10 protein-coding genes are annotated in these 12,951 nt (G+C 56.8%); 4 read left to right on the top strand and 6 right to left on the bottom strand.

What is annotated here, in order from left to right:
* From ACIQVE_RS04040 to ACIQVE_RS04015, 6 genes are all read right to left on the bottom strand, one after another.
* The coding region (locus tag ACIQVE_RS04040; protein ID WP_402804798.1) for a carbohydrate ABC transporter permease at positions 1–894 on the bottom strand (894 nt) is incomplete at its 3' end.
* A gap of 154 nt (positions 895–1,048) precedes the next feature.
* Positions 1,049–2,359: an ABC transporter substrate-binding protein gene (locus ACIQVE_RS04035; protein ID WP_402804796.1), complete on the bottom strand. Its 1,311-nt coding sequence runs from the start codon at positions 2,357–2,359 to the stop codon at positions 1,049–1,051.
* Positions 2,360–2,707: 348 nt separating this feature from the next.
* On the bottom strand, positions 2,708–3,613 hold the full coding sequence (locus ACIQVE_RS04030) for an AraC family transcriptional regulator (RefSeq protein ID WP_402804794.1): 906 nt from the start codon (positions 3,611–3,613) through the stop codon (positions 2,708–2,710).
* 86 nt (positions 3,614–3,699) lie between these two features.
* Positions 3,700–4,596 carry a phospholipase gene (locus tag ACIQVE_RS04025; protein WP_402804792.1) on the bottom strand — a complete coding sequence of 299 codons (897 nt, stop codon included), beginning with the start codon at positions 4,594–4,596 and terminating at the stop codon, positions 3,700–3,702.
* Between the two features lie 115 nt (positions 4,597–4,711).
* On the bottom strand, positions 4,712–6,019 hold the full coding sequence (locus ACIQVE_RS04020; RefSeq protein WP_402804790.1) for a glycosyltransferase: 1,308 nt from the start codon (positions 6,017–6,019) through the stop codon (positions 4,712–4,714).
* 158 nt (positions 6,020–6,177) lie between these two features.
* Complete coding sequence (locus ACIQVE_RS04015) at positions 6,178–6,549, bottom strand: response regulator (protein WP_402804788.1); 372 nt, start codon at positions 6,547–6,549, stop codon at positions 6,178–6,180.
* 262 nt (positions 6,550–6,811) lie between these two features.
* Here ACIQVE_RS04015 and ACIQVE_RS04010 point away from each other — a divergent pair, with 262 nt between their 5' ends.
* From ACIQVE_RS04010 to ACIQVE_RS03995, 4 genes are read left to right on the top strand one after another with little or no spacing between them, the layout of a single operon-like run.
* On the top strand, positions 6,812–10,306 hold the full coding sequence (locus tag ACIQVE_RS04010) for a response regulator (RefSeq protein WP_402804786.1): 3,495 nt from the start codon (positions 6,812–6,814) through the stop codon (positions 10,304–10,306).
* Positions 10,306–11,139, top strand: coding sequence for a CheR family methyltransferase (locus ACIQVE_RS04005; RefSeq protein WP_402804784.1), 834 nt, complete (start codon positions 10,306–10,308; stop codon positions 11,137–11,139). The genes ACIQVE_RS04010 and ACIQVE_RS04005 overlap by 1 nt, the downstream gene beginning before the upstream one ends.
* A complete protein-coding gene (locus tag ACIQVE_RS04000; protein ID WP_402804782.1) occupies positions 11,136–11,729 on the top strand; it encodes a chemotaxis protein CheB in 594 nt (197 codons plus the stop codon). The genes ACIQVE_RS04005 and ACIQVE_RS04000 overlap by 4 nt, the downstream gene beginning before the upstream one ends.
* Entirely contained in the window at positions 11,723–12,937 is a 1,215-nt protein-coding gene (locus ACIQVE_RS03995) for an ATP-binding protein (RefSeq protein WP_402804780.1), read from the top strand. Before ACIQVE_RS04000 ends, ACIQVE_RS03995 begins: the two co-directional genes overlap by 7 nt.
* Positions 12,938–12,951 lie beyond the last annotated feature (14 nt).

Below are 12,951 nucleotides of genomic sequence, written 5' to 3'. Positions count from 1 at the left end.
CCGCACCAGTATGATCGCGGCGATGTTGGCGATGACCACGGCAATCAAGCCGCCCGCCGAGGCCATGCCGACGTCGAACTGCACCAGCGCCTGGTTGTAGATCAGGTAGGCGAGGTTGGTCGAGGCGTAGCCGGGGCCGCCGTTGGTGGTGGTGAAAATCTCGGCGAACACCGATAGCAGGAAGATCGTTTCGATCATCACCACCACCGCAATCGGCCGAGCCAGGTGCGGCAGCGTCAGGTGCCAGAAAATCGCGATAGGCCCGGCGCCATCCAGTCGAGCGGCTTCTTTCTGCTCCTGGTCGAGGGACTGCATAGCAGTCATCAGAATCAGGATCGCGAAGGGCAGCCATTGCCACGAAACAATGATGATGATCGACAGCAGCGGGTAGTGCGCCAGCCAGTCCACCGGTTGCGCGCCGAACAGTTTCCAGATGTAGGCGAGGATTCCCGACACCGGATGGAAAATCAGGTTCTTCCAGATCAACGCGCCGACGGTGGGCATGATGAAGAACGGCGAAATCAGCATGACTCGCACGATGCCACGACCGAGAAACTCGCTGGCCTCCAACAACGCGCTGATCAACACGCCGAACACCACACTGATCAGCAACACGCTGCCGACCAGCAACAGGGTATTGGTGGCACCGGGCATGAACCCCGAGTCGGTCAGAAAATAAGTGAAGTTCTCAAGCCCGACGAACTGGTTTTCACCGGGGTAGAGCAGGTTGTAGCGGATCATTGAAAAGTAAATGGTCATGCCCAGCGGCACGATCATCCACAGCAGCAACAGGGCCACCGAGGGGCTGACCAGAAACCAGCCGGGATTGGCCACGCGACTTTTGCGCTGCGGCTGGGACAGGTCGATTTGGGCTTTGGCAGTTGAAGTATTCATGGTGATCACAACCGAGTCATACAGACCTATGAAGATCCCATGTGGGAGCGAGCTTGCTCGCGAAAGCGTCGTGTCAGTCGACATCAGTGTTGAATGTCAGATCGCATTCGCGAGCAAGCTCGCTCCCACAGGAGGCAGGAGCGAGTTTTACGGATTACTTCGGATAACCCGCGCGCTTCATTTCGCGTTCAGTGGTCTGCTGCGCTGACGCCAGCGCCTGATCCACCGTTGTCTGGCCGATCAACGCCGCCGAGAACAGCTTGCCGACCTGCGTGCCCACCGCCTGGAACTCAGGAATGGTCACCAGTTGAATGCCGATGTAAGGCACGGGTTTGAGGGTCGGTTTGCTCGGGTCGGCGACTTTCAGCGATTCCAGCGTGACCTTGGCAAACGGCGCGGCGCTCATGTACGCCTCGCTGTAGGTCGAGGCGCGGGTGCCCGGCGGTACGTTGGCGATCCCATCCTTCTCGGCAACCAGTGCGCCGTATTCTTTGGACGTGGCCCAGGCACTGAAGGTTTTCGCGGCATCCTTGGCCTTGGAGCTGGTCGGAATGGCCAGCGCCCACGAGTACAACCAGGCCGAACCTTTTTCGGTGACTTGATGGGGTGCGAAGGTGAAGCCAACGTGGTCGCTAACCTTGCTCTGGGTCTTGTCGGTGACGAATGAGCCGGCGACGCTGGCATCGACCCAGATCGCGCATTTGCCGCTGTTGAACAGTGCGAGGTTTTCGTTAAAACCGTTGCTGGAGGCGCCCGGCGGGCCGGACTTCTTCATGGTGTCGACATAGAAATTCAGCGCATTTTTCCACTCGGGCGCCGTGAATTCCGGCTTCCACTGCTCATCGAACCAGCGTGCACCGTAGGCATTGGCGACGGTAGTGATCAGCGCCATGTTCTCGCCCCAACCGGCCTTGCCGCGCAGGCAGATGCCGTATTGCTCTTTGTCTTTGTGGGTAAGTTTTTCGGCGAAGCCTGCGATCTGTTCCCAGGTCGGACGCTCGGGCATGGTCAGCCCGGCTTCCTTGAACAGATCGGTGCGGTAATAGGTGATCGAACTTTCGGCGTAGAACGGCAGGGCGTACAGCGAGCCCTTGACCGAGAGACCTTCACGCACCGACGGGAACACATCATCGAGGGCGTAACTGGCCGGCAGATCCTTCATCGGTTCAAGCCAACCCTTGGCGCCCCAGAGTGCGGCTTCGTACATGCCGATGGTCAATACGTCGAACTGTCCGCCCTGGGTGGCAATGTCGGTAGTCAGGCGTTGACGCAGAACGTTTTCTTCGAGCACCACCCAATTGAGCTTGATGTCCGGATGTTCGGTCTCAAAGGTTTTCGAGAGCTTCTGCATGCGGATCATGTCGCTGTTGTTGACGGTGGCGATGGTCAATGTCTGGGCGCCAAGGCTGACGCTGCTGAGGGTCATGCAGGTGAGAGCAAGCAGAGCTTTTGCAGTGGGTTGCATCGTGCACTCCTTTTCTGAATCCGTTGGGAGACAGAAGGACAGTTATTGTTTTTGTGTCTTCCGAATGCAGGAAGAATGTGCGCTGATTACAGCCTTCAAACGCAGGGCTGACAAATCATCCGTCGCACTTTGATTGATACTTTTTTGCACTGTGCTTTGGCGGAGTTAACGCAGGGAAGGGGATTGCAGCGTGAGGATGACATCGGATACGTACAGGTTTCAGAACCAAAACAGGTCAAAACCTGTGGGAGCTGGCTTGCCAGCGATGGCGGTGGATCAGTTGATGAAGATGGCGTTGGTGCGGGCCTCATCGCTGGCAAGCCAGCTCCCACAGGGGGATTTGTGATGTCAACTATGGTTTTGCTCAGTCAGGCGCTGCACCGCGAGGCGTCGATAATGCGAGGGCGTCATGCCCTTGAGCTGCTGAAACCGCCGATTGAAGTTGGAAATATTGTTGAAGCCCGACTCGAAACACACATCAGTCACCGGTTTGTCGCCATCTGCCAATAGCTCGCAGGATTTGCTGATGCGCAAGCGATTGACGAACTCGATGAAGGTGCGCCCGGTCGCCTGTTTGAACACGCGGCTGAAGTAGGTCGGCGTCATGCCCAGATGCTCGGCGACTTCTTCCAGTGAAATATCCCGGGCGTAGTGGCTGAAGATGTAATCGACCGCGCGGTTGGTGCGATCGATATTGTGCTCATCCGCCAGTTGCGACGTGGTGGCGCCGGACAGCAGTTGGAAATCGTCGCTGGCCGCGAGCAATTCCATGAGGATGAAAAAGTGCCCGAGCCGGGTGACGCCACGGGTGTCGGCGATTCGTTGCATCAGGGTCATGGCCTGGCGAATCGTACGCTTGCAGCGGAATTCGATGCCGTACTGAGCACGCTCCAATAAAGGCGCCAGCGTTTTCAGTTCAGCGAACACCTGATGGCCGCTCTCGAACAGTTCGTCGGTGAAATTGACCAGCATGTCGCGTTTTTCGACGATTTCGTCTTCGGCCACCTGGCTTATCCAGTTGTGCGGCAGATTGGGTCCGGTGAGAAACAGCGATTCGGGATAGAAGTTACCAATGTAGTCGCCAATGAATACCTTGCCGGAGCTGGCGACGATCAGGTGTAGCTCGTATTCCTTATGGAAATGCCAGCGCACCAGCGGGCAGGGGAAGCCGTGCTGACGGTAGATGATGGATAACCCGTTGTGGTCATCCATCAACTCATAAGAGGGGTCGGTCACGCGTGCGGTTCGGGTCATGGCTGAGTGCTTTTTTTGTTATCGCAGGGCGATCATGCCTCTTTCAGTATGCCGGGTGCCAGCCCGGTGCCGCCGCATGCTGGATATCAAGCCTGTCGAGACTTTCTGCTCGCTTTTTTCAGATTTGCCAGATAACAGAAATACACGAGTTTGGAGTTTTTAATAAAATCGAAGTTGATGATGCTGCACTGTTCCGCCCAATCACTTTTTGTGGGGTCGAACCATTCGTCGAGGTCTTGCAGCATTCTGACGGGGCCGCCGGCGTCATAGACGGCAGCCGACAGCGACCACGGCGCCCGTTTCCCGGGAGGATTGGCCAGAACTTCAGTAACAAAAGTTTTTAAGCGCGAGTGAGAAAAAGTATCTCCGACAACTTTTGTAGCGTCGCTACCGGCCCAACGATGGGGAATTTCAGAGCCGAACAGTTTTCGATCAAGGCTGTTGTTATAAGGTGCATTGACCAAAACTCGCTGAGGCCGGCTGGCTGCCTTTAGTTGGCCAAGCGTAAGAGCCTTGTTTTCTGTGGGTATGATGTGTTCACCAAGATGCTCCTTCATCATGTCGTTAAAATACTTGAAGTCGAACGGTTCGTCGCCATGTTCGAGTTTGTGGAAGTCGAGAATGATGAACTCGTGAAAACTTCGATCAAGAAACGCTTTAATGCCCCGAATGAGATCGGCCAGTGTGCGCGAAGACCAGGTTCCATTATGTACAAAACGAAATTTCGCAAGTCCGTGCGCACTGGCGTCATAGACCAAGCGCACATCAAGAGCCCGGGCACCGCGGCTCAATTGGCTGAAAAAGGGAACGTCCTGGCAGGCGAACCAGTTGCGGGTGAACGCATTCGAGTAAGACGCCTCCAGGTCGCAACCCGCATTGTGAGTGCCCGGCAATGTCATTTCATTGAGTGACAGATTGTTCAGTTCGGGTGTTGCTCTCATCCACTCGTAAGCGAGGAAATCTTTAATGTCGGTCGGTGTCATGCTTTACATCCTGCGGGTTTGGTAAGTTGTTTGAAGTTGCTGCGCAGGATGTATATAACGAATGGCGGTTATTTGGCTAACGTTGACTTTATGCAAGTTGTGTAGCGACCCTTTTTTACATATCGGCAGTTGGTGTGATGTTGCGATTTTTTGCCTCGATCCACTGCGCCATATATTGAGTGCTTTTGTGGGAGTGGTGGCGCAGCATGTTTCCAATAAAGTTACTGGCTCTAAGTTGTTTCAAATTTATCTGGCAGTTGAACAATTTTTCAATCAGCGCCGGGCCGTGAATTGCCTTTTGGTAACGCTCATCGAGCAACGTATTCCCAGCCATTTGGCTCGCTTGCCAACGCGCCTCATCCCTATAGAGCTGAACAGCACTGTTGGCGAATTCGCTTGCCGAAAGCGTGACCGCTCCAGGCCATGGCAGATCCCCGTGCATGCCCTCAGCGCCAATCGGCGTGGTGACACTGGGTGTGCCGCACAGCATGGCGTCGACCAGTTTGCCCTTGATGCCGGCGCCAAAGCGCAGCGGCGCCAGACAGATCCGCGCTGCCGACATGACCTGCAACGCATCTTCGGCCCAGTTCATGATGTGGAACCCTTGCGCCGCGTTATGCAGTGCAGTGGCTTTGGGCGGCGTGTAGGCGCCATAGATATGCAGTTGCGCCTGCGGCAGTTGCTGGCGGATCAACGGCCAGAGGGTGTTCTTCATCCACAGCACGGCATCCCAGTTGGGCGCGTGGCGGAAGTTACCGATGCTCAGAAAATGCGCGCGCTCCTCGAACGCTCGCGCTGGCGCCGTTGGCAGGTCGACCATCAAAGGGCACCAGTGCAACAATTGGCGCGGCAGGCCGAATTGCTCGACCAGCAAGTCGATTTCCACTTCGGAAATCATCAGGTTCAAGTCACAGCGATACAGCGCAGCGATTTCCCGCTTGGCCAGGTCGGTATCGGCCATCAATTCGAATTCTTCGCGCAATGCCGGGGCGAACAAATCACTGAAGTCATCCTGATCGCTGCTGGCTTTCAAACGATCCTTGAGACGTTGATGGCGGGCATGCCGCAAGCTTTGCAGATCGGATGTTTCGAGAATACGAAGGGCGTCGGGACAATGCTTTTCAACGCGCCAGCCGAACTGTTCCTCCATCATGAACTGGTCGAACAACACAATGTCGGGCGCCAGTTCGCTGATGAAGGTATCGAAGCTGCTGTTATTGAGTTCGATAGGCACCTCGCGGATGCCCAGCGCCGACAGGTCCGCCCTGTGTTCACCGGGACCCGCCGGGCTGCTGAAGGTAATGTCCCAGCCTTGCTCCAGGAACGTCTCGAGAATCTGCATCACGTGCCCGCTGGCGGCGGAGGAGCGGGGTTCGGGCCAGACGTAACCAATGACGAGAACTTTGGTTGCAGGCTGACTCATAACGCGGATTCCTAGACGTACACGGTGGGGGGAAAAACAGCGCAGATTAGAACACAAACCGGACGGTGTCCGGCTTGTCCTTGTCAGGAGGGAGGGGCATCAGGGGAGAGAATGTACGGTGTTTGCGGGAGTCTGTGATCATGGTTCGGACAACGTGATCAAACGCGTTGATTTGCAAGAATGCCTGTCACCTTGTCGCGCAACTGGTCAATCGAAAATGGTTTGCCGATGACGTGCATGCCATCGGGTACGTCGAGATTTTCAGCGTAACCACTGGCAAACAGGATTGGCAGTGCGGGGCGCAGCTTATGCGCTTCAGTCGCCAGTTCACGGCCATCCATGCCCGGCAAGCCGACGTCGGTCATCATCAGGTCGATGTGCGTAGCCGCGTGGTTGAGAATTTCCAGCGCCTGTTCACTGCCATCCGCCTCCAGGACATTGAATTCCAGTTCCTCCAGCACATCGACGATCAACATGCGCACGATGGCATCGTCTTCGACTACCAGGATGGTGGAAAGGGTGGCGGACATATTTAAGCTCTCAAGGGTAGGTTTCGGGCGTACCGGTCGATCAGAAATGCCGGGGTCTTGCATGAGTAAGTGGCGCATAGCCACAAGTTCCCGGTTTGATACAAAAAAGGTTAGCTGCAAATCAACGCGCAAGGATAACTGTTGCACGCCTAGCGGCGTAGGCAATTGTAGGAAATAGCCGCATATATGGTGAGAAAAATGGATCCAGAGGTCGGTTTTCGGGCAAACTCCGTGTTTTTCTACAGTTCGCCAAGGCCGCCCCATGTCCTCTTCGTCTTCGGTTGATGAGCAGCGTTTTCGTAAACTCCTGAGTCGCAACGTCAGCCTGCCGCTTGGCGTCGGCGTGCTCAGTGCGGTGTTCTTCGTGTCGCTGATCACCTATCTGCTGTCGGTTATCCAGTGGGTTGAACACACTGACCGGGTGATCAATAACGCCAATGAAGCCGTGAAACTCACCGTGGACCTGGAAACCGGCATGCGCGGGTTCCTGCTCAGCGGTGACGAACACTTCCTTGACCCGTATGAAACGGCCAAACCGCGCATCAATGTCGCGCTCAATACGTTGCTAGAGCTGACAGCCGACAATCCAGTGCAGACGGATCGCTTGCGCCGGCTCCAGGCCTTGCAGACCGAATGGGCGACTTATGCCCAATCGATGATCGACTTGCAGCGCGCCAGCGGTGATTACCGTGGTGCGGTTCGGGCCGGGCGGGGCAAGCGTCTGACCGATGAAATCCGCAAGCAGTTCGAAGACGTGATCGACATGGAGCAGCAGTTGCGCACCACGCGCAATGAAGAAGTGCGCCGCACCACGATCTGGAGCATCACCCTTTATCTGCTGTTTGTTGCCAGTATCAGCGGGTTGCTGGCCTACATTGGTCGGCGCGATCTGGTCAATCTGTCGCAAAGCTACGGTGCCACGTTGGCAGCGCAGCAGGCCGCCGCCGAACGTCTGGAGCGACAGGCCTGGCTGCGTAACGGCCAAACCGAGCTGGCCGAGCAGGTCTTGGGGCAACTGACGCTGAATCTGCTGGGGCGCAACATTCTGCAGTTCTGCGCCCAGTACCTTGGCAGCGCGGTGGCCGCTCTTTATGTACGCGAAGAACACGGTGGCCTGAAGCGGGTCGCCAGCTATGGTTTCTCGCGTGAACAGGAAGAACAGCAACAGTCGATTCACGGCGCGGAAGGCATCGTCGGCCAAGTGGTGCAGCAGGCGCGTCTGGTTCGGCTGGATTCGGTGCCATTCGATTACTTCAAGGTCAGCTCCGGTCTGGGCGAAGGTCTGCCGCACAGCGTACTGGTGGTGCCGACCAGCGAAGACGACCGGGTCAACGGCGTGATCGAACTGGGTTTCCTGCGTCCGCTCAATGACCGCGACGTCGAGTTGCTGGAGCTGATTGCCAGTAATATCGGCACCTCCATCGAGGCGGCCCGTTATCGCCAGCGCCTGCAAGAAGTGTTGGCCGAAACCCAGCAACTCAACGAAGAATTGCAGGTGCAGCAAGAAGAGCTGAAAACCGCTAACGAAGAGCTGGAAGAGCAGTCGCGGATTCTCAAGGAATCCCAGGCGCATCTGGAAACCCAGCAAGTCGAGCTTGAGCAGACCAACGAGCAACTGGCCGAACAGGCCCAGACACTTGCCGAACAACGCGACGCCATGGATCTGAAGAACACCGAGCTGAATCAGGCGCAGGTGCAACTCGAAGAACGCGCCGAAGAGTTGCAGCGTTCGAGCAAGTACAAGTCCGAGTTCCTCGCCAACATGTCCCACGAACTGCGCACACCGCTGAACAGTTCGCTGATCCTCGCCAAGTTGCTCGCGGAAAACCCGCAGGACAACCTCAGCGCCGAGCAGGTCAAGTTTGCCGAGTCGATCTACTCCGCCGGCAACGATCTGCTCAACTTGATCAACGACATCCTCGACATCTCCAAAGTTGAGGCAGGCAAGCTGGAAGTGCTGCCGGAAAACACCTACGTCGCGCGGCTGGCGGACGGTTTGCGTGGTGTCTTCGAACCGATCGCGGCGGATAAGAAGCTGGCGTTCCATGTTGAAGTGCAACCGGGCGCTCCGACGACGATGTTTACTGACCGCCAACGCTTGGAACAGGTGATCAAAAACCTGCTGTCCAATGCCGTTAAGTTCACCGAGCGAGGCTCGGTCAGCCTGACGATTGCCAGTCAGCCCGATGAGCGCATTGCGTTCATCGTTCAGGATTCGGGGATCGGCATTGCCACGGATCAGCAGGAAAGCATCTTCGAAGCCTTCCGTCAGGCCGATGGCACCACCAACCGCAAGTACGGCGGCACCGGTCTGGGCTTGTCGATTTCCCGGGATCTGGCAATGTTGCTTGGCGGTTCGATCAGCGTCAGCAGCACGCCGGGGCAGGGCAGTGTGTTCACCCTGGTATTGCCGTTGCAGTACAGCGAACCGGTCGACAATCGTTTTGCGCCGCTGAGCTTTACCCCGCCGGCGGTCGTCACGCCTGTTGCCGTAGCCGCGGTGCCGGCTGCGTCACTGGCACCGATCAACATCCCGCGTTTTGCCGATGATCGCGATAAGTCACCGTTCGCCACTCGCTGCATTCTGGTGATCGAGGACGAGCCGAACTTCGCCCACATCCTCTACGACCTGGCGCATGAGCTGGGTTATCAGTGCCTGGTCGCCCACGGTGCGGACGAAGGCTATGACTTGGCGCGAGAGTTTGTACCAGACGCAATCCTGCTCGATATGCGCCTGCCGGACCACTCTGGCCTGACCGTGTTGCAGCGTTTGAAAGAACGTGCCGAAACCCGTCACATCCCGGTGCACGTGATCTCGGTCGAGGACCGTGTCGAAGCGGCCATGCACATGGGCGCCATCGGTTACGCGGTCAAACCGACTACCCGCGAAGAACTGAAGGACGTGTTCGCCCGTCTTGAAGCCAAACTGACGCAGAAGGTCAAACGCGTGCTGCTGGTCGAGGACGATGATCTGCAGCGCGAAAGTATCGCGCGGCTGATTGGCGATGAAGACATCCAGATCACCGCCGTGGGCCTTGCGCAAGAGGCTCTTGATCTGCTGCGCACGACCATTTTTGACTGCATGGTTATCGACCTCAAGCTGCCGGACATGCTCGGCAACGAGTTGCTCAAACGTATGTCGACCGAGGACATCTGTTCGTTCCCACCGGTGATTGTCTACACCGGGCGCAACCTGACCCGCGACGAAGAGGCCGACCTGCGCAAGTATTCGCGCTCGATCATCATCAAAGGCGCACGCTCGCCGGAACGCTTGCTGGATGAGGTCACACTCTTTCTGCACAAAGTCGAATCGCAGTTGTCCCATGAACGGCAGAAGATGCTCAAGACCGCGCGCAGCCGCGACAAGGTCTTCGAAGGTCGCAAAGTGCTGCTGGTGGACGACGATGTACGCAACATCTTCGCCCTGACCAGCGCGCTGGAGACAAAAGGCGCAGTCGTGGTGATCGGCCGGAACGGTCGTGAGGCGATTGAAAAACTGAATGAAGTCGAGGACATCGATCTGGTGCTAATGGACGTGATGATGCCGGAAATGGATGGTTTCGAAGCCACCATTGAGATCCGCAAGGATCCGCGCTGGCGCAAACTGCCCATTATTGCGGTGACGGCCAAAGCCATGAAGGACGATCAGGAGCGCTGCCTGCAAGCGGGCGCCAACGATTATCTGGCCAAGCCCATCGACCTGGATCGCCTGTTCTCGCTGATTCGTGTGTGGTTACCGAAGATGGAACGCATTTAGTGGACGGCAGTAATTCATTAGAGCGAAACAGTGAAATCGAATTGCGGCTGTTGATTGAGGCTATTTACCTCAAGTACAGCTACGATTTTCGCGATTACTCTGGCGCTTCGATCAAGCGTCGGGTGCAACACGCATTGGGCCAGTTCGAATGCGCGACCATTTCGGCGTTGCAGGAGAAAGTCCTGCATGACCCGACGGCGTTCATGCAACTGCTGCAATTGTTGACGATCCCGGTCAGCGAGATGTTTCGCGATCCGTCGCACTTCCTCGCCATTCGCAAGGAAGTGGTGCCACTGCTGCGTACCTATCCGTCGATCAAGATCTGGATCGCTGGATGCAGCACGGGGGAGGAGGTCTATTCGATGGCGATTCTGCTGCGCGAAGAGGGCCTGCTCGATCGCACGATCATTTACGCCACCGACATCAATCCGCGCTCGCTGGACAAGGCCAAGCAGGGAATTTTTTCGATGGAAAACGTCCGCGCCTACACCGCCAACTATCAGCAGGCCGGTGGTCAGTGTTCATTTGCCGACTACTACACTGCCGCTTATGGTTACGCGATTTTCGACAAGAGCCTTTGCGAGAACGTTACGTTTGCCGATCACAGCCTGGCCACTGACAGTGTGTTCTCCGAAACTCAATTGATTTCCTGCCGCAATGTGCTGATCTACTTCAACAAGAAGCTTCAGGACCGTGCGTTCGGGCTGTTCCATGAATCGCTTTGTCATCGCGGTTTTCTGGTACTGGGCAGTAAAGAGACGCTGGATTTTTCCAGCTATGCGAACCAGTTCGAGCCGCTGGTGAAACACGAACGGATCTACCGCAAAAAATGAACGAGACTGCGGATCTGCCTCGAATCGAGGCTATTGTGATGGGGGCTTCCGCCGGTGGCGTCGAGGCATTGATGAACCTGCTTGGCCCGTTACGCCGAGGCTTTGTGCTGCCGATCATCATCGTGTTGCACTTGCCGCAAGAGCGTCGCAGCCAGTTGGCCGAAGTGTTTGCCCGACGTCTGCTGCTGCCGGTCGAAGAGGCTACGGACAAGCAGGACATCCAACCCGGTACGGTGTATTTCGCCACGCCCGGTTATCACCTGTCGGTGGAGCAGGATCGCAGTTTGTCCTTGAGCCTTGAGGACCGGCTTCATCATTCGCGGCCATCGATTGACTATCTCTTCGAGTCGGCTGCCGACGTCTACGGGCCGGCGCTGGCCGCTGTGCTGCTGACCGGTGCCAGTCACGATGGCGCGCGCGGGCTGGCGCAGGTCAAACGCTACGGCGGGCTGACCATCGTGCAGGATCCTGATGAGGCCCAGATTGCAACCATGCCTCTGGCTGCGCTGAAGGTTCAGCAGCCAGATCATGTCTTACCCATTCACGGCATCGGCCGTCTGTTAGTCGAGCTGGAACGAATCGCATGCTGAGTAATATCCAGGCAAAACTGCTGATCGTCGACGATCTGCCCGAGAACCTGCTGGCACTCGAAGCGCTGATCAGGCGTGAAGACCGCACCGTCTACAAGGCGTTGTCGGCCGACGAAGCATTGTCACTGCTGCTGGAACACGAGTTCGCCATGGCCATTCTCGACGTGCAGATGCCCGGCATGAACGGCTTCGAACTGGCCGAGTTGATGCGCGGCACCGAGAAAACCAAGAACATCCCGATCATTTTCGTCAGCGCCGCCGGCCGCGAATTGAACTACGCGTTCAAGGGCTACGAAAGCGGCGCGGTGGACTTTCTGCACAAGCCGCTGGATATCCACGCGGTGAAGAGCAAGGTCAACGTGTTCGTCGATCTGTATCGCCAGAGCAAGGCCATGAAGCAACAGGTCGAGGCGCTGGAGCAGGCCCGCCGAGAGCAGGAAGCGCTGCTGCAACAATTGCAGAGCACCCAGTCGGAGCTTGAGCAAGCGGTGCGGATGCGCGATGACTTCATGTCAATCGTCGCCCATGAAGTGCGCACGCCACTCAATGGCCTGATACTCGAAACCCAATTGCGCAAGATGCACCTGGCGCGGGACAACGCAGCGGCGTTCACCCTCGACAAGATGCACGCCATGGTCGATCGTGACGAGCGGCAGATCAAAAGCTTGATTCGCTTGATCGAGGACATGCTCGACGTATCGCGGATTCGTACCGGCAAGCTGTCGATCCGGCCCAATGCCTTCGACCTTGTGCAGTTGGTGAGCAATCTACTGCAAAATTTTGCCGCGCAAATCGAAGCGGCGGAAACCACAGTCACCTTCGAAGCGGATCTGCCGGTGAAAGGTTGCTGGGATGAGTTCCGCATCGAGCAGGTGATTTCCAATCTGTTGACCAACGCGTTGCGTTATGGCGGCAGAAGCCCTATTCAGGTACGCGTCTATCGCCAGGGCAACGAAGCCCGGGTTGAGGTTCAGGACCACGGGATCGGCATCAGCGCAGAGAATCAGAAGCGTATTTTCCAACAGTTCGAACGGGTTTCCGCCAAGACGGTAGTGGCCGGTCTCGGGCTGGGTCTGTTTATTTCCGAGCAGATCGTCGCCGCCCATGGCGGCTCCATCGTCGTCGAGAGTCAAATCAACGAGGGCGCCCTGTTTCGCGTTTGTCTGCCGATCGAGGAAAACGGCAAATCCGACGCAACCTCTGAGTGACCACACGGTCGTAA

It is taken from the genome of Pseudomonas sp. NPDC098747 (genome assembly GCF_044760045.1).
In the GTDB taxonomy this organism is placed as follows: domain Bacteria; phylum Pseudomonadota; class Gammaproteobacteria; order Pseudomonadales; family Pseudomonadaceae; genus Aquipseudomonas.
This window is presented reverse-complemented; position numbering and strand designations above follow the sequence as displayed.

Excerpts from the sequence above, each read along its gene's own strand:
- ACIQVE_RS04000 (WP_402804782.1), top strand. The coding sequence starts at position 11,136 with ATGAACGAGACTGCGGATCTGCCTCGAATCGAGGCTATTGTGATGGGG.
- ACIQVE_RS04025 (WP_402804792.1), bottom strand. The coding sequence starts at position 4,596 with ATGACACCGACCGACATTAAAGATTTCCTCGCTTACGAGTGGATGAGA.
- ACIQVE_RS04010 (WP_402804786.1), top strand. The coding sequence starts at position 6,812 with ATGTCCTCTTCGTCTTCGGTTGATGAGCAGCGTTTTCGTAAACTCCTG.
- ACIQVE_RS04030 (WP_402804794.1), bottom strand. The coding sequence starts at position 3,613 with ATGACCCGAACCGCACGCGTGACCGACCCCTCTTATGAGTTGATGGAT.
- ACIQVE_RS04035 (WP_402804796.1), bottom strand. The coding sequence starts at position 2,359 with ATGCAACCCACTGCAAAAGCTCTGCTTGCTCTCACCTGCATGACCCTC.
- ACIQVE_RS04015 (WP_402804788.1), bottom strand. The coding sequence starts at position 6,549 with ATGTCCGCCACCCTTTCCACCATCCTGGTAGTCGAAGACGATGCCATC.
- ACIQVE_RS04020 (WP_402804790.1), bottom strand. The coding sequence starts at position 6,019 with ATGAGTCAGCCTGCAACCAAAGTTCTCGTCATTGGTTACGTCTGGCCC.
- ACIQVE_RS03995 (WP_402804780.1), top strand. The coding sequence starts at position 11,723 with ATGCTGAGTAATATCCAGGCAAAACTGCTGATCGTCGACGATCTGCCC.